This is a genomic window from Frondihabitans sucicola (assembly GCF_030296615.1).
Classification (GTDB): domain Bacteria; phylum Actinomycetota; class Actinomycetes; order Actinomycetales; family Microbacteriaceae; genus Frondihabitans; species Frondihabitans sucicola.
Genome location: NZ_AP027732.1, coordinates 1,492,888 through 1,514,235 on the forward strand (window position 1 = coordinate 1,492,888; position 21,348 = coordinate 1,514,235).

The 21,348-nt window shown below is 70.3% G+C and carries 19 protein-coding genes and 2 pseudogenes; 15 read left to right on the forward strand and 6 right to left on the reverse strand.

The features are described from left to right. The first annotated feature begins 58 nt into the window (after positions 1-58). The 4 genes and pseudogenes from QUE79_RS07825 (at position 59) to nagB (ending at position 2,596) form a co-directional block, all read left to right on the forward strand. A complete protein-coding gene (locus QUE79_RS07825) occupies positions 59-202 on the forward strand; it encodes a fumarylacetoacetate hydrolase family protein (RefSeq protein ID WP_286346177.1) in 144 nt (47 codons plus the stop codon). A gap of 108 nt (positions 203-310) precedes the next feature. Beyond that, complete coding sequence (locus QUE79_RS07830) at positions 311-1,129, forward strand: ROK family protein (protein ID WP_286346178.1); 819 nt, start codon at positions 311-313, stop codon at positions 1,127-1,129. After that, a complete protein-coding gene (locus QUE79_RS07835) occupies positions 1,126-1,815 on the forward strand; it encodes an N-acetylmannosamine-6-phosphate 2-epimerase (protein WP_286346179.1) in 690 nt (229 codons plus the stop codon). The genes QUE79_RS07830 and QUE79_RS07835 overlap by 4 nt, the downstream gene beginning before the upstream one ends. Continuing rightward, positions 1,815-2,596 (forward strand): annotated as a pseudogene (gene nagB, locus QUE79_RS07840) (glucosamine-6-phosphate deaminase). Before QUE79_RS07835 ends, nagB begins: the two are co-directional and overlap by 1 nt. 150 nt (positions 2,597-2,746) lie before the next feature. Here nagB and QUE79_RS07845 read toward each other — a convergent pair. Continuing rightward, positions 2,747-4,282 (reverse strand): sialidase family protein, encoded by a 1,536-nt coding sequence (locus QUE79_RS07845; protein WP_350271662.1) that lies wholly within the window; start codon positions 4,280-4,282, stop codon positions 2,747-2,749. A 102-nt stretch (positions 4,283-4,384) separates the two neighbouring features. Continuing rightward, positions 4,385-5,131: a FadR/GntR family transcriptional regulator gene (locus QUE79_RS07850; protein WP_350271663.1), complete on the reverse strand. Its 747-nt coding sequence runs from the start codon at positions 5,129-5,131 to the stop codon at positions 4,385-4,387. A gap of 85 nt (positions 5,132-5,216) precedes the next feature. Between QUE79_RS07850 and QUE79_RS07855 the strand changes: the two genes are divergently transcribed. From QUE79_RS07855 to QUE79_RS07875, 5 genes and pseudogenes are all read left to right on the forward strand, one after another. Continuing rightward, a complete protein-coding gene (locus tag QUE79_RS07855) occupies positions 5,217-6,758 on the forward strand; it encodes an ABC transporter substrate-binding protein (protein ID WP_350271664.1) in 1,542 nt (513 codons plus the stop codon). Between the two features lie 64 nt (positions 6,759-6,822). Then, entirely contained in the window at positions 6,823-7,776 is a 954-nt protein-coding gene (locus QUE79_RS07860) for an ABC transporter permease (protein WP_286346180.1), read from the forward strand. Positions 7,777-7,779: 3 nt separating this feature from the next. After that, positions 7,780-9,749 (forward strand): annotated as a pseudogene (locus QUE79_RS07865) (dipeptide/oligopeptide/nickel ABC transporter permease/ATP-binding protein). After that, positions 9,746-10,555, forward strand: a complete 810-nt coding sequence (locus QUE79_RS07870) for an ATP-binding cassette domain-containing protein (RefSeq protein WP_286346181.1) — start codon at positions 9,746-9,748, stop codon at positions 10,553-10,555. The pseudogene QUE79_RS07865 and the gene QUE79_RS07870 overlap by 4 nt, the downstream one beginning before the upstream one ends. Positions 10,556-10,563: 8 nt before the next feature. Next, a complete protein-coding gene (locus QUE79_RS07875; RefSeq protein ID WP_286346182.1) occupies positions 10,564-11,499 on the forward strand; it encodes a dihydrodipicolinate synthase family protein in 936 nt (311 codons plus the stop codon). A 20-nt stretch (positions 11,500-11,519) separates the two neighbouring features. On the opposite strand, the gene QUE79_RS07880 is transcribed toward QUE79_RS07875, so the two are convergent. Next, complete coding sequence (locus QUE79_RS07880) at positions 11,520-11,903, reverse strand: winged helix-turn-helix transcriptional regulator (protein WP_286346183.1); 384 nt, start codon at positions 11,901-11,903, stop codon at positions 11,520-11,522. An 87-nt stretch (positions 11,904-11,990) separates the two neighbouring features. Between QUE79_RS07880 and QUE79_RS07885 the strand changes: the two genes are divergently transcribed. Next, a complete protein-coding gene (locus QUE79_RS07885; protein WP_286346184.1) occupies positions 11,991-12,728 on the forward strand; it encodes an alpha/beta hydrolase in 738 nt (245 codons plus the stop codon). Here QUE79_RS07885 and QUE79_RS07890 read toward each other — a convergent pair. From QUE79_RS07890 to QUE79_RS07900, 3 genes are all read right to left on the reverse strand, one after another. Beyond that, positions 12,721-13,779, reverse strand: a complete 1,059-nt coding sequence (locus tag QUE79_RS07890; RefSeq protein WP_286346185.1) for an AI-2E family transporter — start codon at positions 13,777-13,779, stop codon at positions 12,721-12,723. The genes QUE79_RS07885 and QUE79_RS07890 overlap by 8 nt on opposite strands. 146 nt (positions 13,780-13,925) lie before the next feature. Then, on the reverse strand, positions 13,926-15,305 hold the full coding sequence (locus QUE79_RS07895) for an MFS transporter (RefSeq protein WP_286346186.1): 1,380 nt from the start codon (positions 15,303-15,305) through the stop codon (positions 13,926-13,928). Then, positions 15,302-15,736 (reverse strand): MarR family winged helix-turn-helix transcriptional regulator, encoded by a 435-nt coding sequence (locus QUE79_RS07900; protein ID WP_286346187.1) that lies wholly within the window; start codon positions 15,734-15,736, stop codon positions 15,302-15,304. The genes QUE79_RS07895 and QUE79_RS07900 overlap by 4 nt, the downstream gene beginning before the upstream one ends. 146 nt (positions 15,737-15,882) lie before the next feature. Between QUE79_RS07900 and QUE79_RS07905 the strand changes: the two genes are divergently transcribed. The 5 genes from QUE79_RS07905 to QUE79_RS07925 all read left to right on the forward strand — a co-directional run bounded on the left by QUE79_RS07905 (position 15,883) and on the right by QUE79_RS07925 (position 20,778). After that, positions 15,883-16,929, forward strand: coding sequence for a LacI family DNA-binding transcriptional regulator (locus tag QUE79_RS07905; RefSeq protein WP_286346188.1), 1,047 nt, complete (start codon positions 15,883-15,885; stop codon positions 16,927-16,929). Between the two features lie 139 nt (positions 16,930-17,068). After that, positions 17,069-18,583: an FAD-dependent oxidoreductase gene (locus tag QUE79_RS07910; protein ID WP_286346666.1), complete on the forward strand. Its 1,515-nt coding sequence runs from the start codon at positions 17,069-17,071 to the stop codon at positions 18,581-18,583. A gap of 55 nt (positions 18,584-18,638) precedes the next feature. Continuing rightward, positions 18,639-19,631: a hydantoinase/oxoprolinase family protein gene (locus QUE79_RS07915; protein ID WP_286346189.1), complete on the forward strand. Its 993-nt coding sequence runs from the start codon at positions 18,639-18,641 to the stop codon at positions 19,629-19,631. After that, entirely contained in the window at positions 19,628-20,137 is a 510-nt protein-coding gene (locus QUE79_RS07920; RefSeq protein WP_286346190.1) for a hydantoinase/oxoprolinase family protein, read from the forward strand. The genes QUE79_RS07915 and QUE79_RS07920 overlap by 4 nt, the downstream gene beginning before the upstream one ends. 56 nt (positions 20,138-20,193) lie before the next feature. Next, positions 20,194-20,778 (forward strand): hypothetical protein, encoded by a 585-nt coding sequence (locus QUE79_RS07925; RefSeq protein WP_286346191.1) that lies wholly within the window; start codon positions 20,194-20,196, stop codon positions 20,776-20,778. Positions 20,779-21,348: the final 570 nt, after the last annotated feature.

A 21,348-nucleotide genomic window follows, 5' to 3' on the forward strand; every position in this document is an offset into this window, starting at 1 on the left:
GGAAGGAAGAGCGGCGTTCGAGCACGGCCGGACTTCCTCATCGATCGTCGCCACCCTCGTGCACGTCACGCGCTGGATGACTCTCGAGCCCGGCGACGTCGTCCTGACGGGATCGCCGAACACCGCGGCGGCCATCCGGCCGGGTGACACGGTGGCCATCACCGTCGACGGCATCGGAACCCTCGAGAACCGGGTCGCATGACGGCGGTCCTCGGCATCGATCTCGGCGGCACCAAGATCGCGGCCGCCCTCGTCGCCGCCGACGGATCCGTGCGCGGTCGTCGCACGGTGGCGACGCCTGCAGCGTCCGGTGCGGCCGCCGTCCTCGACGCCGTGGTGGGACTCGCCCGCGCCGTCCTCGACGCGGAGGAGCCCCGCTCCGACCGGCTGCGGCATCGGCGCTGCCGGCGTCGTCGACCCCGCGACGGGAGCCGTCGTCTCGGCCACCGACTCGTTGCCGGGCTGGGAAGGCACGCCGCTCCGAGCCGAACTCGAGCGCCGCCTCGATCTGCGGGTCACGGCCCTCAACGACGTCCAGGCGCACGCCCTCGGCGAGGCGGTTCGCGGGGCCGGCCGAGGTCACTCGAGCGTCCTGACCGTCGCCGCCGGGACCGGAGTCGGCGGCGCCCTCGTCGTCGACGGCCGGCTCGTGAGCGGGCGGCGCGGCGCTGCCGGGCACTTCGGCCACATCGCCTCTCCGGCCGCCGTCGGCCGGCCCTGCCCGTGCGGAGGAGCGGGGCACGTCGAGGCGATCGCCTCGGGTCCCGCCGTCCACGACCTCTACACCGAGTCAGGTGGTCTCGCCGCGGACACCCGCGAGGTCTTCGCGCTCGCCGCGGCCGGCGACGCTCGAGCGGCGACAGCCGTCGATCGGGCCGCGAGAGCGCTCGGCGTGCTGATCGGCGGTCTCGTCAACGAGGTCGACCCCGATGTCGTCGTGCTCGCCGGTGGACTCGCCGACAGCGGCGAGAGGTGGTGGTCGGCCGTCGACTCGGCGGCGCGAGGCGAGATGCTGCCCCTCCTGCGATCCTGCCCTCTCGTCCCCGCTCGCCTCGGTGCCGACTCCGCCATCGTCGGCGCGGCCGAGGCGTTCTCCCGCGACCACCCCCTGACGAAAGCGACTTCATGACCAGCACCGTTCTCGAGGCCCTCCGAGGGGGCCTCGTCGTCTCCTGCCAGGCCTATCCGGGCGAGCCCATGCGGCACCCCGAGACCCTGACCCAGATCGCCGAAGCCGCCGTCCGGGGCGGTGCCGTCGGGATCCGCGCCCAAGGGCTGGACGACATCCGCTCGATCCACGCTCGGGTCGCCCTTCCCCAGATCGGACTCTGGAAGGACGGCGACGGCGAGGTCTTCATCACGCCCACTCTCGTGCACGCCGTCGCGGTGGCGCGTGCCGGGGCCGAGGTCGTGGCGCTCGACGGGACGCGACGCACCCGACCGGACGGGCTGAGTCTCGCCGAGACGATCCGGCGTCTGCGCGAGGAGACCGGTGTGCTCGTCATGGCCGACGTCGGGTCGCTGGACGACGCTCTCGCGGCGGAGGATGCCGGCGCCGATTGCGTGAGCACGACGCTGTGCGGCTACACCGCAGAACGGCCGAAGACCGATGGCCCGGATCTCGAGGTGCTCGCCGCGGCCGCCGGGCGCCTGACGATTCCCGTCTTCGCCGAGGGACGCATCCACACGCCGCCTCAGGCGACGGCCTGCCGGGACGCGGGGGCCTTCGCCGTCGTCGTCGGGACGGCCATCACCCACCCGACGACGATCACCGGCTGGTTCGCCGCCGCCGTCGGAGCGGACGGTGAGCGCTGATGGAGATCCTCATCCAGCCGGACGCGCAGGCCGTCGGCCGTCAGGCGGCGGCGTACGTCGCACGGCTCGTCGAGCGCGCACCCGCCGCCGTTCTCGGCCTGGCGACCGGTTCGTCGCCGCAGGGCCTCTACGCGGCACTCGCCGAGCGCGTCGCCGACGGGCTCGACCTCTCGGGCGTCGCCGCCTTCGCCTTGGACGAGTACGTGGGCATCCCGCTGGAGCACCCCGAGTCGTACGCCGCGGTGATCGACCGCGACGTGGTCTCGCCCTCGGACTGGACCCGTCGCGGGTCCACGTGCCGGACGGCCGAGCGGCGGATCTCGGCGCGGCCGCCGCCTCCTACGACGCGGCGATCGCTGCGGCGGGCGGTATCGACCTGCAGATCCTCGGGGTCGGCGAGAACGGCCACATCGGGTTCAACGAGCCGACGTCGTCGTTCGCCTCGCGCACCCGGGTCAAGACCCTCGCGCCGTCGACGAGAGCGGCCAACGCGCGCTTCTTCGACGATCCGGCCCAGGTGCCGGTGCACTGCCTCACCCAGGGGCTCGGAACGATCCTGGAGGCGCGGCATCTCGTCCTGGTCGCGACCGGCGAGTCGAAGGCGCGGGCGATCGCGGCCCTCGTCGAAGGCCCGATCACGAGCATGGTCCCGGGGTCCGCTCTGCAGCTCCACCCGCACGCCACCGTGATCATCGACGAGGCCGCGGCGTCCCGCCTGACACTCGGCGACTACTACCGATACACGGCCGACAACCGGCCGTCCTGGCAGGTCGCCGGCTGACCCGCCGCTCGAGCCCCCGTGCCTCCGGATCGGAGGACGGGGGCGCGAACGCCCGTCAGCGGAGGGCGACCGGGGTGCCGAGCACGCGCGCCGTCGAGGTCGACGCCGCCGTGACCCGCCAGGTGGTGTCGGGCGTGAAGGATCCCGCGCTCACCTCGGCAGCGGTGACCGTGTGCTTCGGCGTCGAACACGTGTAGGACGCTCCGGCCGGAAGGTTCGTGTAGCGGCAGTTTCCGCGCCCGCGGGGACCAGGGGAGCGAAATCGCCGGAGGTCGGCGCCACGGTGACGGTGCTCGACGACGTGTTCGTGACGGTGAAGGTGTAGCCCACCTGCTCCCCGGCGGCGTAGGGCTGCGTCGCCGGGTTGCGCGAGATGTCGTTCCTCGCGCCGCTGATGTGGACGCCGTCGATCGACGAGACGGCGCTCGTGGCGGTGGGGCAGGTGTCGTCGAGCCACGCGTCGTCGAACCGGGCGAACTGGATCGCCGTGGTGGAACCGGACTCGTAGAGGACGCCGATCTGGCCGTTCGCCAGGCGCGTCGCGGTCGAGTAGGCGGAGGAGCCGGGAGCGATGGGACGGACGGAGACCCAGGTCGCGCCGTCGTCGCACGACACGCGAGCGGAGACGTTGACCCGCGACGACGTGCTGTCGGCGTTCGTGAAGAGGAGCTTCGCCGCATCGGCGGAACCGGCCGAGGCGCTCGGGAACAGCCGGGTGATCGAGCCGTTGTTGCCGGGGTCGGGCAGGTCTGTGTCGTCGGTGACCGCGCCGTAGCTGGCACCGCCGTCGGTCGAGATCGCGATCTTGCGGTCGCCGCCCGAGTGGTTGCGGGAGTTGAGCAGGACGCGGCCGTCCGAGAGCTCGACGGTCTTGTTCTCGTCCATCCCGGTGCCGACGAAGGCGCCCCGCTGCCAGGTGGCGCCGTGGTCGTCGGAGTAGACGCTGTAGGCCTGGATGGCGTTCGTCCCGTCCGCCTGTCGGACGTTGCCGGCGAACTGCTGGACGAGTCGTCCCGCGTGGGCTCCGAAGCCGAGCTGGATGCCTTCGCCAGAGGAGGCGAACATCCCCTGGACGTCGCCGGTTCGCGGGTTCGAGGCGCTGGTGCCCGGCTTCACCACGCTGGTGATCAGCCGCGGTGCTTTCCACGTGACGCCCTTGTCGTCCGACTCGGAGACCTGCGCGCTGATGACGTTCCGGTCGGCGTCGCTGTTGCCGAACGCGCTGCCGGCGAAGCCCTGGTCTTTCGAGAAGACCGAGAACAGGAACAGCTTGCCCGCAACGGCGTCGTAGACGAAGCTCGGATCGCTGTAGCCGGTCTTGGCGGCACCGTTGCCCGCCGTGTCCTGATTGCCGGCGAGGGCTGTGGTCTGCGTCGACCAGGTGGTGCCGTTGTCGGTGCTCCGGCGGACGACGATCGAGTTGGGGTTCGGGGCGTCGGCCGCGCTCGTCGGGCGTCCGTCCCAGGCGGCGATCACGGTGGTACCGCCGAGCGAGGCGAGCGCCGGGATCCGGTAGGCGGCGAAGGGCGCCACCAGCGCCGGCGTGAGGTTCTGCTGCGTGAAGGTGCCGGGAGAGTCGGAGGTGGCGGCCTGAGCCGGCCCGGGGGTCGCTGCGGGGCTCAGTGCGACCGCAGCGGCGAGGAGAGCCGCCGCGGCGACGGGAATGGTGGGGCGGAAACGGAACATCTGTGGTCCTTCCGAGATTTTGTCTGACATCAGACGTCTGATGTGGACAGAACCCTAGAGGCCTCCCGATCGAGGCGTCAAGGCCCCGCGAGCAGGATCGGCTCAGCCGACCGCTTCGGCTGCGGCCTTGTCGATCGAGCGGCGGAGGGGCAGGTAGTGCGTCACCACGGCCTCCCGGTAGGCCTCGAGATCGCCGGCCTGAGCGGCCTCGAGCATCGCGCCGTGGGCGCGAGCGGTCTCGTCGATGTCTTCGGCCGGCGCGAGGCCGAGCTTCGGGTAGACGACGGTGTTGACCTCCCAGAGGGCCGTGACGAGCTGCCCGACGAGGGCGTTGTCGAGGAATCCGAGGAGCCGGGTGTGGAACGCCAGGTCTTCTTCCGCGAAGGGCTCTCGCGTGATCGCCTTCGCGTTCATCCGCTCGACCAGGCGCGCCAGTTCGGGGTCGGAACCGCCGGTGAGGGCTGCCACGATCTGGTCGGCCATGGCGAGGTCGAGCGCTTCGCGAACCTCGACGACCTCGCGCAGGGCGGTGAAGTCGTCGGCGGGGCGCAGGACTCCACGGAAGACGAGCCCTTCGACGAGCGGCGCGAGCGACAACTGCCCGACGTAGGTGCCGTGGCCGTGCCGCACTTCGACGATGTCGAGGGCCGCGAGGGTGCGGATCGCCTCGCGGACGCTCGAGCGACCGACGCCGAGCTCGGCGCAGATCTCGGCCTCGGTGGGCATGAGATCGCCCGACCGCAGGCGTCTCGCGAGGATGAAGTCTTTGATCTGGTCGGTGACCGAACTTCGTTTCCGGGATGTTTCGGAAGTGAAAACTCCCTCGACCGGCAAAGCGTTCATTGACATTCCCCGTTGACCTTCCGCCGACTGTTGTACTACCTTCACGTTACCACGTAGGACGTCTGACGTCCGATCTCCAGGAAGGCATTCCATGTTCGAAGAGGCACTTCAGAAGAAGACTAGCCGTCGCGGTTTCTTGCAGGCGGCAGGCGCCGTGGGCATCGTCACGGCTCTGGCCGCGTGCAGCGGTCCGGCGTCCACGATCGGTTCCACCGCCGGATCGTCGAACGGCAAGATCGACAAGAACGGCACCATCCAGGCCGGGATCGCGTATCCGCTGTCGACCGGCTTCGACCCGATGACGACGACCGGTGCCGTGACCGTGGCCGCCAACTGGCACATCCTGGAAGGGCTCGTCGAGCTCGACCCGGTGACTCGCAAGGTCTACCCGGCGCTCGCGAAGACCCTGCCGACCGTCGACGGGAAGACGATCCGGGCCACTCTGCGTGACGGCGCCGTGTTCCACGACGGCAGCACCGTCACCGCAGACGACGTGGTCTTCTCGTTCCAGCGCGTCCTCGATCCTGCCAACGCCTCCCTGTACCTGACCTTCATCCCCTTCGTCGCCTCCGTCACGAAGGTCGACTCGACCACCGTCGAGATCGCCCTGAAGGAGCCGACGCCGCTGGCGCTCCAGCGCCTCTCGGTCGTCAAGATCGTGCCGAAGAAGGTCGTCACGGCCGATCCGAGCGCGTTCGACGCGCTCCCGACCGGAACCGGCCCCTACAAGATCACCAGCGCGACCGCCGACGACAAGATCACCTTCGTCCGCTTCGACGGCTACACCGGCCCCCGTCCGGCGCTGGCCGCCGCGATGACCTGGAACCTGCTGTCCGATGCCGCCGCTCGGGTCACCGCGGTTCGCTCGGGACGCGTCCAGGCCATCGAGGCCGTGCCCTACGTCGACGTCACGACCCTGGCCAAGAACGCCACGGTGCAGTCGGTGCAATCGTTCGGCCAGCTGTTCATGATGTTCAACTGCTCCCAGGCGCCCTTCGACGACAAGCGCGTGCGGCAGGCGTTCCTCTACGCGGTCGACTACACGAAACTCGTCGACACCGGCCTGCTCGGCCAAGCCGCGCCGGCGACCAGCTACCTGCAGAAGCAGCACCCCTCATACCAGCGCGCGTCGACCGTGTACACGCACGACGTCGCCAAGGCCAAGAAGCTCCTCAAGGCCGCCGGCGTCGGCGACCTGAAGATCACCCTGCTCGCGACGAACACCGACTGGGTGCTGGACACCCTTCCGCTGATCAAGCAGGATCTCGCCGCGATCGGTGTCACCGCGACCATCGACAGCGCAGAATCGGGCACCCAGTACAAGACCGTCGACGCCGGGAAATACACCGTGATGGTCGCCCCGGGCGACCCGTCGGTGTTCGGCAACGACGCCGACCTCCTGCTGCGCTGGTGGTACGGCGCGGCGACGGTCTGGCCCGCCGGCCGTTTCCGCTGGGCGAATTCCCCGAGTTCGGCACGCTCACCGGTCTTCTCGACGACGCTCTCGCCACGACGAGCGAGTCCACGCGGAAGAAGCTCTGGGGCCAGGCCTTCGACCTCATCTCCGAGAACGTGCCGATCTACCCGCTGGTCCACCGCAAGCTGCCGACCGCGTGGAAGTCGGACTCGCTGAAGAACTTCAAGCCGGTGTCGTTCACCGGCCTGTCCTTCCTCGACACGGCCCGACTGGCGTAGCCGTGGTCGCATTCCTCCGCCTGGCAGGGCGGCGCCTCGCCGTCCTGCCGATCCTGGTCCTGGGAATCACGGCCCTGGTCTTCTTCGTGATGCAGCTCGCTCCGGGCGACCCCGCCATCAACGCGCTCGGCGAGAGCTCCTCCCAGGCGGCACGCGCCCTGTACCGGGCGTCGCACGGCCTCGACCAGCCGGTGTTCCTGCAGTACCTGCGGTTCCTCGGCGGCCTGTTCCACGGCAGCCTCGGGTCGACCGTGCCGCCGTCGAACCCGGTCATCGGGCTCATCGCGACCGCGTTCCCGCTCACGCTGCAGCTCACCTTCCTGGGCCTCGTCATCGCCGTCGTCGTCAGCCTCGCCCTCGGCGTGACCGGTGCGCTTTACCGCGACCGCTGGCCCGACCAGCTCATCCGCATCGTGTCGATCGCCGGCATCGCGATCCCGTCGTTCTGGCTCGCGATCCTGCTCATCCAGAACTTCGCCCTGGACGTCGCGTGGTTCCCGACCGGCGGTTACGTCAACCCGGGCACCTCGCTCTCCGGCTGGCTGCGGACCATGCTGCTTCCCGCGATCGCTCTCGGGCTGCCCGTGGCCGCGTCGCTCACCCGGGTCATCCGATCGGCCATGGTCGAAGAGCTGGATCGCGACTACGTGCGAACCGCCATCGGCAGCGGCGTGCCGCGCTCCGTGGTGATCGGACGCAACGTGCTGAGGAACGCCCTCATCACACCCGTCACGGTGCTGGGGCTGCGCGTCGGCTACCTGCTGGGAGGAGCCGTCGTGATCGAGGTCATCTTCGACCTGCCCGGCATGGGGAAGCTCATCCTGAACGGCGTGACCAACAACGACACCAACCTCGTCCAGGGCGTCACGCTCACCATCGCCCTCGCCTTCGTGCTGGTCAACATCGCCGTCGACCTGCTCTACCTGCTCATCAACCCCAGAATCCGGACGGTCTAGACGATGCGTCGTTCCCTCACCGCACGACTCGCGGCACCCGGCCGTCGCCTCGGCGCCCTTCCCCTCGGCTCCAAGGTGGCCCTCGGCTTCTTCCTCGTCATCGTGGTGGCAGCCCTGGCCGCCCCGGTCATCGCCCCCTACGACCCGCTCGCGTCGGGCATCCCGGCGCAGGCGCCTTCCTCGGCGCACCTGTTCGGCACCGACCGCGTCGGTCGCGACGAGTTCTCGCGACTCGTCTACGGAGCCCGGTACTCGCTCGCCATCGGCCTGGGGGCGACGGTGCTCGCCCTGCTCGTCGGCAGCGTCGTCGGCGCCATCACCGCCACGGCGCCGCGTGCGATCAGCGAGACGGTCATGCGCCTCCTCGACATCGTCATGTCGTTCCCCGGCATCGCCCTGGCCGTCGTCTTCGTGGCGGTCTTCGGCAAGTCGCTGCCGGTGCTCATCGCCACGATCGCGTTCCTCTACGTCCCTCAGATCGCTCGCGTCGTCCGGGCCAACGTCCTCTCGCAGATCGGCGAGGACTACGTCTCGGCGGAGCGGGTGCTGGGCGCGCGCATGAGCTACGTCCTCGCGCGGCACGTCGCCAGGAACTGCGCCGCACCCGTCATGGTGTTCGTGACGGTCCTGGTCGCGGACGCGATCGTCTTCGAGGCGAGCCTGTCGTTCATCGGGGCGGGAGTGCAGGATCCTGCGCCCTCCTGGGGAAACGTCATCTCGTCCGGGCGCGACCTCCTGCTGAGCGGCAGCTGGTGGGCGACCTTCTTCCCCGGCGTGCTGATCCTGCTCACCGTCCTCGCGCTCAACATCCTGGCCGAAGGGCTCACCGACGCCATGGTGTCGACGGCGCCCGCTTCCGCGACCCGCGCCGTGAAGCGCGCGGAGGAGGAGGTCGTTCCGGCGGCGCTCGCCGAGGCCGCGAAGGGACTCGACCAGCACCTCGAGCGCCTGCGCGTGGCCGAGAACGCTCGCCACGACCGCCTGGTCCTCGCGGACGCCACCGCGGCACCCCTGCTCGAGGTCGAGCACCTCAGCATCCGCTTCCCCGATCAACACGGCGACGTGGCCCTGGTGGACGACGTCAGCTTCTCGGTCCGACCGGGCGAGACCATGGCGCTGGTCGGCGAGTCCGGGTGCGGGAAGAGCATCACGAGCCTCGCGATCATGGGCCTGCTGCCGAGATCCGCCGTCGTGACCGGATCGATCCGGTTCGGCGGTCGTGACCTCCAGGCGATGCCCTGGAAGGAGCGGCAGAAGCTGCTCGGTCACGACATGTCGATGGTCTACCAGGACGCCCTCAGCTCCTTGAACCCGTCCATGCTCATCCGCTCACAGCTCGCGCAGCTCCTGCGGCGGGGCGGGACGCGGACAGCCGAGGAGCTCCTCCACCTGGTCGGACTCGATCCGGCGCGAGTGCTCTCCAGCTACCCGCATGAGCTCTCGGGGGACAGCGGCAGCGCGTCCTGATCGCCATGGCCCTGACGCGCGACCCGCAACTGGTCGTCGCCGACGAGCCGACCACCGCGCTGGACGTCACCGTCCAGGCGCAGGTCATCGCCCTGCTCAACGACCTGCGCGACAAGCTCGGGTTCGCCATGGTCTTCGTCAGCCACGACCTGGCCCTCGTCGCCGAGCTCTCGCACCGGATCACGGTGATGTACGCCGGCCAGGTGGTGGAGTCCGCTCCGACCGGCGAGCTCCTGACCGACCCGCGGCACGAGTACACGCGCGGTCTGCTGGGCTCCGTGCTGTCCATCGAGGACGGCTCGGAGCGGCTCCACCAGATCCCCGGCACGGTGCCGTCGCCCCGCGACTTCGCCACCGGCGACCGCTTCGCCGCGCGCTCGCAGTCCGGGGCCGCGCGGCGGGCGGAACGACCCGCCTTCCGGCGCCTGCCCGGCACCGACCACTACGTGGCCCTGCACGACGCAGCCGACGCGACGCCGCCCCTCGCCCTGGAGGATGCCCGATGAACACGACCGAGGAGATCCTGCGCCTCGACGACATCCACGTCGTCCACACGGCCCGGACCGGCACGCTGTTCCGCCGGGACCGCGTGCACGCCGTCGCCGGCGTCAGCGTGGCCGTCCGCCGCGGCGAGACGATCGGGATCGTCGGCGAGTCCGGCTGCGGCAAGTCGACGCTGGCGCGAGTGATGGTGGGGCTCCAGGAGCCCACCTCCGGCACGGTCACGTTCAAGGGCGACGACATCCGTCGACGCTCTCGGGCCGTGGCCAAGCGTTCCGGACGCGCGGTCTCGATCGTGTTCCAGGATCCCGCGACCGCCCTGAACCCGCGGATGACCATTCGCGACACGCTCCTGGATCCACTCGACGTCCACGGCGTCGGAACCCGGGCACAGCGTCGGGCCCGCGTCGTCGAACTCCTCGACCTCGTCGGCCTCCCCGCGTCGGCGGCCGACGTGCTGCCGAGGCAGGTCTCCGGCGGTCAGCGCCAGCGGGTCGCCATCGCGCGGGCGCTGGCTCTGGAGCCGGAGCTGATCGTCGCCGACGAGCCGACCAGCGCGCTCGACGTCTCGGTGCGGGCTCAGATCCTCAACCTCCTCACCGACCTCAAGGAGCGGCTCGACCTGGGGATGGTCTTCATCTCGCACGACATCCAGACGGTGCGCTACGTCTCGGACCGGATCCTCGTCATGAACGCGGGCCGGATCGTCGAGGAGGGAGCGGCGGAGCAGGTCTTCGACTCTCCCTCCCAGGAGTACACGCGCACCCTGCTCGGCGCCGCGCCGACCCTTCTCTCCCATCACACGAACTAAGGAGCACCATGTCCGTCCCTCTCCCCACCGGCGGGGTCATTCCGCCCCTCGTCACTCCGCGCACGTCCGACGGAGCCCTCGACCTCGCAGCCCTCGAGGACGTGGTCGAGCACCTCGTGGCGGGCGGCGTGAGCGGCCTGTTCGTCCTCGGCTCCTCGGGCGAAGTCGCGTTCCTCTCGGACGCCGACCGCGAGGTGATCCTGCGCGAGACCGTTCGGGTGTCGGCGGGTCGTGTTCCGGTGCTCGCCGGGGTGAACGACATGTCGACGGCGCGCGTCATCGAGCAGATCCGCCTCGCCGAGCGCGCCGGCGTCGACGCTCTCGTCGCCACGGCACCCTTCTACGTGTTGCCCAGCGACCGCGAGATCGAGGAGCACTTCCGTCTGCTCGCCGCTTCGACGCCGCTCCCGATCTACGCGTACGACGTGCCCGTGCGAGTGCATCGCAAGCTCTCACCCGAGCTGCTCGTGCGCCTCGGCCTCGACGGGGTCATCGCCGGGGTCAAGGACTCCAGCGGCGACGACGTGTCGTTCCGCCGCCTCGTGGCGCAGAACCGTGCGGCGGGAAAGCCGCTGGTGCTCTTCACCGGCCACGAGGTCGTCGTCGACGGGGCCCTCCTGGCCGGAGCCGACGGCGTGGTCCCCGGCCTCGGGAACGTCGACCCGCGCCGCTACGTCGACCTGGTCGCGGCAGCCCGCGCCGACGACTGGGCGACCGCACGCCGGCTCCAGGAGGAGCTGAACGAGCTGTTCGAGATCGTGTTCCAGGCGCAGGGCGTCGGCGGTGAGGCTGCCGGCCTCGGCGCGTTCAAGACCGCGCTGGTCGAGCTCGGCATCATCGGTTCCAACCGCATGTCCGCCCCGGTGCCGAGTCTGTCCGGCGACGCGGCCGACCGGATCCGCGAGATCGTCGCGCGTTCGGCCGTGCCCGTCGCCGCTCGGTAGGCGGCTGCGCGCCGCGGTCGCTAGCGACCTGCGACCGCCCACGAGCCCTCCTCGGACGACTCCTTGAAGTCGAGGAGGGCCTCGCCGTGCTGCCGCGCCCACTCGGTCAGGATCGCGATCGGCTCTTCGAGCGTGCGGCCGAGGTCGGTGAGGCTGTACTCGACGCGCGGCGGAGCCTCCGCGAAGGCGCGGCGCTCGACGAGCCCGTAGGACTGCAGGTGTCGAAGCGTCTGCGTGAGCACCTTGCGCGAGATCCCGCCGATCAGGTCGACGAGTTCACCGTGGCGACGGGGGCCCTCGCCGAGCCCGAAGAGCACGACGACGGCCCACTTGTCGGAGATGACCTCGATCGCGAGTCGCGAGGGGCAGTCGGCAAGGAACACGGTTCCCGCGGTCAGCGTCATGCCCTCAGGCTAACCGCGCCGAGAGGTACCGATCGGTTCCTATCGGCTCCGTAGCGTCGGAGTCCCGACCCCGAAAGGAACGCCGCCATGCCCGCGACATCCCCGTCCCCCTTCGTCCTCGTCCACGGCGCGTGGCACGACAGCTCCGCGTGGAAGCGCGTCGTGCCCCTCCTCGAAGCTTCCGGGCACCGGGTATTCACCCCCGACCTCACCGGCCACGGCGCGAAGTCGGCGCTGCTCGGGCCCGAGGTCGGGTTGGAGACCCACGTCGGGGACGTCCTCGACGTGATCCTCGCCGAGGACCTCACGGACGTCGTCCTCGTCGGACACAGCTACGCCGGGATGGTCGTCTCCACCGTGGCCAACGAGGTTCCCGAGCGGATCGCGAATCTCGTCTACCTCGACGCCATGGTGCCGGACGACGGCGAGACCGCCGCGGACGTCCTGCCCGTGACGAGTCTGATGATCGAGGCCGCCTCCGCGTCGGACGAGCCGTGGCGGATCCCGCCCCTGCCCGAGTCGCCTGCGCCGGCCGGTCTGTTCGGGGTCACCGACCCGGAGGACCTCGCCTGGCTCCGGACGACACTCGGTGACGAGTCGGTGCTCTGCTATCAGCAGCCGGCCCGGCTGGACAACCCGGCCCTCGAGGGAGTCGCCCGAAGCTACATCCAGTGCGTCGACAACGTGCCCGCCGGTATCGTGCGGCGGCCCGTCCCGGCTCAGCCGAACGGTGACCCTGCCGTCGTCCACGAGCTGCGGAGCGGGCACGACTGCATGATCACCGTGCCGAACGAGCTGGTAGGGATCCTGCTCTCGCTCACCTGAGCTCCTGCCTCGGGATCACCACTTCTCGCACGATGAGCAGGATCGCCGCCGCGATGGGCACCGCGATGAGCGCGCCGAGGACACCCAGCAGCGTTCCGCCGACCAGGGCCGCGATCACGACGAGGGCGCCGGGCACCTTGACCGCCCGCCGCATCACCCGCGGGGCGAGGAGGTATGCCTCCAGCTGCATATAGACCAGGTACCAGATGGCGAGGACGATCCACGTGACCGGGTGACCTGGCACAAGAAGGACCTCCGCGAGGACGATGACGACCGCCGCCGACACCGTTCCCACCAGGGGGATCAGCGCGCCGAGGAACGCCAGGAAGGCGAAGAACGCCGGGAGCTGCGACCCGGTCAGCGTCAGGACGATGAAGCTCAGGACGCCGTTCAGGAGCGCGAGAGCCACCTGACCGAGGACGTATCTGCCGACCGACTGGCTGATCTCCTCGGAGAGGCGCTGGAACTCCTTCCGGCTCGATGCGGGAACCAGGGAGTAGAGCCCGCGTTTCATGCTGCGGAGCGACGCCATGAAGTAGAGGGTCAGGATCAGGACGACGATCGTTCCGGCGACGCCGTTGCCGATCGCGACGCCGACGGCCAGGAGCCCGCCGCCGATCGAGGCGAGGTTCTTCGGGTCGGTCACGAACGAAACGGCCCCGTCGATGGCGCTCTGCACGTTGAACGCCGACTTCGGGACGAGCGACTGGATGTTGTCGATGATCTTCTGCGACGTGGTGCTCTGCACGTAGTGGGTCAGGTTCGCGATGAGCGTGCTGGTCTGGTCGATGATCGTCGGCACGATGGCCAGGACGATGCCCGCGACGGCCAGGAGGACGACGAGGGTGACGATCGTGACCGCGATCGGGCGGTTCAGCCTGCGGCGCTCGAGCCAGACGACGAGCGGGTCGAGCCCGAGGGCGAGGAAGAGCGCGATCCCGATGTAGGTGACGACGGTGGACAGCTGGCCGAGCGCCGCTCCGATCGCGATGGCGGTCAGGGCGCCGAGGCCGCCGAACAGGCCGAGCCGGTAGGCGTTGTGGATTCTCATGGGGCCTCACCGGTTCGGGGACGCGCGAGCGGTGCGCACGCTCGAAACTACCCAGATCGCGACGCTCGCGCCCGCAGGTCGACGCGATCCGGCCAGCGCGTCGGCGATCTCCGCGACCGTCCCGGTCTCGCCGAGGGGACTCGGCGTCAGGCCGAGGCCGAGCGCTTCAGCGTGCGGTCGAAGAAGGTGATGAGCAGCAGCACGACGCTGACGCCCAGCATGATCCAGCCGATGCTGGTGACGCCGGCGTCGCTGGCGCTGTCGCGGAAGACGATGCCGATGATGGCCGACGAGGCGATCGAGCCGATGTAGCCGAACGACCGCAGGAGCCCGGACGCGGTCGCGAGCTGCTCGGGCGGAGCCTGCGTGTAGAGCGCGGTCGTGTTGCCGCTGCCGCCCGCACCCTGGGAGATGCCGAGGACGACCGTGATGATCAGGGTGATCACCAGCCAGGCGTCGGTGTGGAGGAACAGGACGCCGACGCCCGCCGCGATGCAGGCCACGGCCGCGATCAGCAGCGGGCTGCGGATGAGGTTGCGGCGCGCGATGGGAATGGTGACGATGCCGGAGACGACGGTCATCGGAAGGATGAGGAGGCCGGCCGTCCCCTCCGAGAGGCCCCGCGAGGCTTCGAGCCACTGGGTGATGCCGTAGAGCACGACGTACGCGCAGAACAACACGATGGCGAAGCGGAGGTAGGTGCGGGTCAGAGCGAGGTTGTCGGCGAGGAGCCGGATGTCGAGGAACGGGGTCTTCGCCCGGAGCTCCCAGAGCACCTCGGCGACCCAGAGCACGACGGTCGCCGCGAGGAAGGTCCCGTTGACGGTGGGCAGTGACGACAGGAAGAACAGCAGCGAGGTCATCGCCAGAGCGAAGCCGATGATGCCGGTCACGTCGAGCGAGGAGACCACCGCGCGAGGGCTGCGACGCTCGATCGGCACGTCGCGCGGGATCCAGAGCAGGGCCGCGACGAGGGCGAGGACGGCCACCGGCACGTTGATGAAGAAGACGGCGCGCCAGCCGAGGAACTGCACGAGCACGCCACCGATCGGCAGGCCGAGCGAAGCGGTGGCGATGCCCGCGATCTGCAGGCCGCCCAGCACACCTCCTGGCGGTCGGTCCAGCCCGGCGGCCTGCGCTCGCCGGCGAATCAGGAGCATCGCCGTCGGATAGGCGCACGAGGTGCCCAGCCCGATGAGCACTCGGCTGACGAGGAGAACCGTCAGGTTCGGTGCGAAGCCGCCGAGGAGCCCGCCGAGGAGGACGAGCAGGATTCCCGTGACGAACACGCGCCGTGGCCCGAACACCTCGGCGGCCTTGCCCGCCGTCGGCTGCGCGATCGCGGTCGCGACGTAGAGGGCCGAGACCAGGATCGCGGTCTGCCCGACACCGACGTGGATTCCTGCGGCGATGGGGATGAGCGCCGTCGCGATGAGGGAGCTGTTGATCGGGTTGAGGACGGAACCGATGAACAGCGGGGTCGTGAAACGCCACGAGAAGGGTTTCCCCGTGATCGACGTCGTCACAGCAGTTCGGCCAGTCGTTCGATGACCGGTGCCGCGGTGCGGATGAGCTCCATCTCGTCGGAGCTGAAGTGCTCGTCGAGAGTGGAGGCGAGTCGATCCGTCAACCGGCCACGGCTCGCGCGGACGACCTCGACGCCCTCCGGCGTGATGGTCAGGATCGCCCGGCGCCCGTCCTGCGGGTCGGGAGACCGTGCCAGAAGCCCCTTCGACTCGAGGGCCGAGACGGTCACTCCCATGGCCTGCGGGCTGATCTCCTCCCAGCGGGCAAGGCCGGCGGTGGTGTCCGGTCCGTTCCGGTCGAGTCGGGACAGGGCCGTGCGCTCGGGAAGGCTCAGCTCGGCCGATTTGCTCTCGCGCGCGCGTCTCGTGAACAGGCTGATCGCGACGTGCACGGCGGCGGCCGTCGATCGCGCTTCTTCGTCGTGACTCATGGAAGGAAACCTATGCTTGCAAATCTGAATTGGCAAATCTGGGTTGGCAAAAAAGAGGATTTCAAAGAATTTTGGCTGCTCATACGTATGCGCACTTTCAAGTGGCTACGGTCATACGCATTACCACTCGACGACGAGAGCGACGGATGACGAACACGAGGGCACCCCGCGTGACACAGCGGATGATCGCCGACATGGCCGGAGTGAGCCAGTCGACGGTCTCGCTCGTGCTGAACGGCAAAGCCGACGCCACCCGGCGGATCCCGGCCGAGACACGAGACCGCGTGCTCGAGGTGATCCGCGAGACGACCTACGTCGCGAACCCGGTCGCGCGAAGCCTCGCCGGGGTCAGCAACAACCTCATCGGCGTCTTCACCTACGAGCACGCCTTCCCGAACGACTCCACCGACTTCTACACGCCGCTGCTGACCGGGGTCGAGAGCGCGGCCGAGCACCTCGGCGCCGATCTCCTCATGTTCACCAGCACTCCGGTCCTCGACGGCCGCCGGCACCTCTTCCACGAGTCGAGCCGCCTGCGCCTCGCCGACGGCTGCCTCCTGCTCGGCCGCGAGATGGACGCGGACGACCTCGCGCGCCTGGTCGACAGCGGCTACCCCTTCGTCGCGATCGGTCGTCGCGACGCCGCCGCGGGCCGCGTGCCCTACGTCGGTGTCGACTACGTGTCGGCGGCTCAGGCTCTCGCGACCCTGGCCGTCGAAGCCGGCCACACCCGCTTCGCCTCCCTCCACCTCAGCCTCACGGCCGAGTCGACGACCGATCGGCGAGAGGGGCTGCTTCGGGGCCTTGCCGGACACGGCGCGCTCACCGAGCTTCTCGCCCCCGAGGCGGGCCTCGACGGCGCCTGGCGCCGAGTCCGCGAATCGGGAGCGACCGTCCTCTTCGTCGAGGACCCGCTCGACGCGCAGAAGATCCACGACTTCGCGGTGCGGGACGGTGTGACCGTGCCGGACGACCTCTCGCTCGTCGTCCTCGGTGAGCACAGCAGACCCCGTGAGCGCGCCGTCGACTTCACCCGCCTCAGCGCGCCCCGGACCGCGCTCGGCTCGCGGGCGGTGGCTCTGCTGGACGAAGTCATGAACGGCAGCCGCGGCGCCGCGCCGCTTCCCCGCCAGCAACTGCTGGAGTCGTCGATCGTGGGCGGCTCCACCCTCTCCCGGCCCCGAGCCCTGTGACCTTTTCCACCCGCTTCTCGAGGAGTACCCGCATGCCCAGCACCACCACGTCCCTCACCACCGACGTCGTCATCGTCGGCGGCGGTCTCGGGGAGTCGCCGCGGCGCTCGCCGTCTGCCGCGCCGGCCGCCACGCCGTCCTGACCGAGGAGACCGACTGGCTCGGCGGCCAGCTGACCTCGCAGGCGGTGCCGCCCGACGAGCACCCGTGGGTCGAACGCTTCGGCGTCACCGCCAGCTACCGCGCTCTCCGCGACGGGATCCGTGCCTACTACCGCCGCACCTACCCGCTGCGCCCCGAGGCGGCGCGACTGCCCGACCTCAACCCGGGCGCGGGACGCGTCAGCAAGCTCTGCCACGAGCCGCGCGTCGCCGTCGCCGTCATCGACGAACTGCTCCAGCCGTACCGCGCCGCAGGGCTCCTGACCGTCCTCTACGATCGGCGGCCGGTCGCCGTCTCGATGGACGGCGATCGGTGCACCGGGGTCACCGTGGCGGGGCACGACGGACGCGAGACGATCCTGACCGGCCAGTACGTCCTCGACGCGACCGAGACGGGGATCCTGCTCGAACTCGGCGGTGTCGAGAGCGTGATCGGCGCGGAGGCGCGATCCGAGTTCGACGAGCCGCACGCTCCCGCCGAGGCGCAGCCGCTGAACCAGCAGGGCATCACCTTCTGCTTCGCCGTCTCGCACCACGAGGGCGAGGACCACACGATCGAGAAACCGGAGCTCTACGACTTCTGGCGTTCGTACACGCCGCCGTTCTGGCCGGCTCCGCTGATCGGCTTCCTGGCGCCGGATCCGCGGACCCTCGAGGCGGGCACGCGCAGCTTCGAGCCGAACCCCGAGGTCGACCCTCTCGCCGTCAGCGCCGACCAGAGTGCCGACGCCGGTGACAAAGAGCTGTGGGGGTTCCGCCGGATCCTGGCCCGCAGGCTCTTCGCCGACGGCGCGTTCGACTCCGACATCTGCCTGATCAACTGGCCGCTGAACGACTACTGGCTCCAGCCGCTGATCGGCGCCGGGCAGGCGACGGCGGAGCGGGCGCTCCACGAGGCCAAGCAGCTCTCGCTCTCGGTCCTCTACTGGCTGCAGACCGAAGCGCCGCGCGCAGACGGCGGCGCAGGTTTCCCGGGCCTGCGACTCCGAGCCGACGTCACCGGCTCGGCCGACGGCCTGGCCAAGGCTCCGTACATCCGGGAGGCGCGCAGGATCAAGGCCGTCACGACGATCACGGAGCGGGACGTCTCGGCCGACCTGCTGGGCGTCGGCGGTCGCACTCGCTACGCCGACTCGGTCGGTGTCGGAAGCTACCGGCTCGACCTCCACCCGTCCACCGGAGGCGACAACTACGTCGACGTCCCGAGCGTTCCGTTCGAGATCCCGCTCGGGGCGCTGATCCCGCGGCGGGTGACGAACCTCCTGCCGGCCGGGAAGAACCTCGGGACGACGCACATCAGCAACGGCTGCTACCGGCTCCACCCCGTGGAGTGGAACGTCGGCGAGGTCGCGGGGGAGATCGCCGCGCACTGCCTCGACACCGAGCTGGAGCCGCGCGACGTCCAGGCCGATCCGGCCGAGTTCGCCCGTTTCGCCGCCGTCCTCGACCGGAACGGCATCGAACGCCGCTGGCCCGAGGTCCGCGGCTACTGACACACCCGTCGCGCGCGACCCGCGCGCGACCCGCTTCGAGAGAGGTCACAACGCAGTGAAACCCAACGCTCTGAGGATCGGCATCGACGTCGGCGGCACCTTCACCGATGCCGTCGCCATCGACGCCGGCACCCTTCGGTTGATCGGTCAGACCAAGGTGCCGACCAGCCACGACCACCCGGACGGCGTCGCCCACGGGATCGTCATCGCCCTGCACGATCTCCTGGCATCCGTCGGCAGGAGCGCGGAAGACGTCGTCTTCCTCGCGCACGGCACGACGCAGGCGACCAACGCCCTGCTCGAGGGCGACGTCGCCCCGGTCGGGCTGATCGGAATCGGCACCGGGCTGTCCGGCAGCTTCGTCAAGCGGCTCCGCTCGCTCGGCAAGATCGAGATCACGGAGGGCAAGAAACTCCCGATCGTGTTCGAGCACCTCCGGGAAGCCGACGACGGCCCTGCGATCGAAGGCATCCTCGATCGCTTCGCCGCCTCCGGAATCGCCTCCGTGGTGGTCACCGAGCCCTTCTCGGTCGACGACGCCCTCGGCGAGGACGCGGTCGCGGCCGCGGCGAGACGCCGCGGGTTCCTCGTGACGTCGACGCACGACATCACCTCGCTCTACGGCCTCAGCAAGCGGACCAGGACGGCCGTTCTCAACGCCGTGATCCTGCCGAAGATGTTCGCGACGGCGGACCTCGTGCAGTCCAGCATCGATGCGGCCGGGATCACCGCCCCGCTCATGGTGATGCGCTGCGACGGCGGCGTGATGTCCCTCGACGAGATGCGCCGTCGCCCGCTCCTGACCGTGCTGTCCGGCCCTGCCGCCGGAGTGGCCGGTGCGCTCATGCAAGAGAAGGTGAGCGACGGGATCTTCCTCGAGACCGGCGGGACCTCGACCGACATCTCGGTCATTCGGCGCGGCAAGGTCGCCGTCAAATACACCGATTTCGGCGGCAGCTCGACGTTCCTGTCCGCGCTCGACGTTCGGACCGTCGGCGTCGGAGGGGATCGATGGTCCGGGTTCGACTCGACGGCTCGCGAGCGGTGACACACGTCGGGCCGCGCAGCGCCCACATCGCCGGGCTGCCCTACGCGTGCTACGCCGAGCCGGGCCAGCTCGGCGGCGCACGCCTGGTCCAGGTGGCTCCGCTCGAGGGGGATCCTGCCGACTACGTCGCCATCGAGGCCGCAGGCGGACGGTTCGCCGTCACCATGACCTGCGCCGCGAACGCGCTCGGGCTCGTGCCCGAGACCGACTACGCGCGTGCTGATCCGGCCACGTCCCGCCTCGCCCTCCAGCCCCTCGCCGACGCGATCGGGGTCGACGTCGAGACCGCCGCGAGGCAGGTGCTCGCAGCCGGCGCGGGCCCCGTGCTCGCCGTGGTCGAGAAGATGATCGACGACTACCGCCTGCCCGACGAATCGGCCGTGCTGATCGGGGGAGGCGGGGGTGCGGCCTCCGTCACACCGTTCGTGGGGGCCAGTCGAAGCACGACTGGCGGATCGCGGAGCACAGCGAGGTCATCAGCCCGATCGGCGTCGCCCTCGCCCTGATCCGCGAGCAGGTCGAGAGGGTCATCCCCGGCGCGACCGACGAGCAGATCCTGGCCGTGCGGCGCGAGGCCGAACAGGCCGTCATCGCGCAGGGGGCGTCGGCCGCCGACGTCTCGGTCGACGTCACCGTGGACCCGCAGTCGAACACGGTCCGGGCGATCGCGACGGGGGCCACGGAACTGCGCACGCAGGATCGCACGCACCGCGTCACGGACGAGGAACTCCTGGGGGTGGCGGCCACGAGTCTCTCGGTCGACCGCTCGCTCGTCGAGGTGCTCGCCTCGACCGACAGCCACGTGGTCTTCGGGACGACCGAGCGACGGCGCCTCCTGCGGCCGGCGCGACAGGCGGTCCGGGTCGTCGACCGGGACGGGGTGGTCCGCTTCGTGTCGCAGGACGCCCGCGTCGAGCAGGCGACCGTCGGCACCGGCGGCGATTTCCTGCCGCGCCTCATCGGTGAGACCACGTCGTACGGCGACGGAGGCTCGCGCGCGCCCGCGCTGCAGTTGATCGTCGGACCGCGCATCGCCGATCTGTCCGGCGTGCTCGACGAGTCGCAGCTGATCTCGCTCGCCCGCACCGAGGTCGAGGGCCGGGACCGGGACGAATCCCTCGTCGCCGTCCTGGAGACCCGAGCATGAGCACGCTGGAGCGCGTCGAGCGCGACCGGCTCCGCGAGCTCGCTCGCATTGCCGACGTCGCCCTCGGCGTGCGCCTCCTGCGGGGCGTCCCGACGAACGAGTCCCGCACCGACGAGCAGCTGACCGAGTGGAGTCGGCGAGCGCAGGCGTTCGGGGCGGACCTCGCTCGCTCCCGACCGCTCGCCGACGACCACGTCGCGGTCGTCGAGCGGGAGGGCGGCCTCGAGGACGGCAACGCCGTGATCGCCCGCTACAGCTCGAAGAGCCACGTCGTCGAGCTCTTCACCGACAGCGTGGACTTCTGCGAGCGGCTGGTCGACGACCTCGACTGGCGCGATCTGTTCGCGGCCGGGTCGATCCGCGCCGCCGCGATCGCCCACGAGCGCGCACACGAGATCATCGGGCGGGATCGCGCCCTCGCCCTCAGGGAGGCGATCGGCCACGAGGTCTTCCGGCTGGGACGCCTCCGGCGCCTCGCCTACGTCGCGGGCGCCGACGAACTCGCCGCGCACGCCTTCGCCCAGGCCTCCTCGGCCTCGCCCGCTCGCCCCTTCTCATCACCGCGGCGGC

Excerpts from the sequence above, each read along its gene's own strand:
- QUE79_RS07835 (WP_286346179.1), top strand. The coding sequence starts at position 1,126 with ATGACCAGCACCGTTCTCGAGGCCCTCCGAGGGGGCCTCGTCGTCTCC.
- QUE79_RS07845 (WP_350271662.1), bottom strand. The coding sequence starts at position 4,282 with ATGTTCCGTTTCCGCCCCACCATTCCCGTCGCCGCGGCGGCTCTCCTC.
- QUE79_RS07850 (WP_350271663.1), bottom strand. The coding sequence starts at position 5,131 with ATGTCAATGAACGCTTTGCCGGTCGAGGGAGTTTTCACTTCCGAAACA.
- QUE79_RS07855 (WP_350271664.1), top strand. The coding sequence starts at position 5,217 with ATGTTCGAAGAGGCACTTCAGAAGAAGACTAGCCGTCGCGGTTTCTTG.
- QUE79_RS07870 (WP_286346181.1), top strand. The coding sequence starts at position 9,746 with ATGAACACGACCGAGGAGATCCTGCGCCTCGACGACATCCACGTCGTC.
- QUE79_RS07875 (WP_286346182.1), top strand. The coding sequence starts at position 10,564 with ATGTCCGTCCCTCTCCCCACCGGCGGGGTCATTCCGCCCCTCGTCACT.
- QUE79_RS07880 (WP_286346183.1), bottom strand. The coding sequence starts at position 11,903 with ATGACGCTGACCGCGGGAACCGTGTTCCTTGCCGACTGCCCCTCGCGA.
- QUE79_RS07885 (WP_286346184.1), top strand. The coding sequence starts at position 11,991 with ATGCCCGCGACATCCCCGTCCCCCTTCGTCCTCGTCCACGGCGCGTGG.
- QUE79_RS07890 (WP_286346185.1), bottom strand. The coding sequence starts at position 13,779 with ATGAGAATCCACAACGCCTACCGGCTCGGCCTGTTCGGCGGCCTCGGC.
- QUE79_RS07900 (WP_286346187.1), bottom strand. The coding sequence starts at position 15,736 with ATGAGTCACGACGAAGAAGCGCGATCGACGGCCGCCGCCGTGCACGTC.
- QUE79_RS07905 (WP_286346188.1), top strand. The coding sequence starts at position 15,883 with ATGACGAACACGAGGGCACCCCGCGTGACACAGCGGATGATCGCCGAC.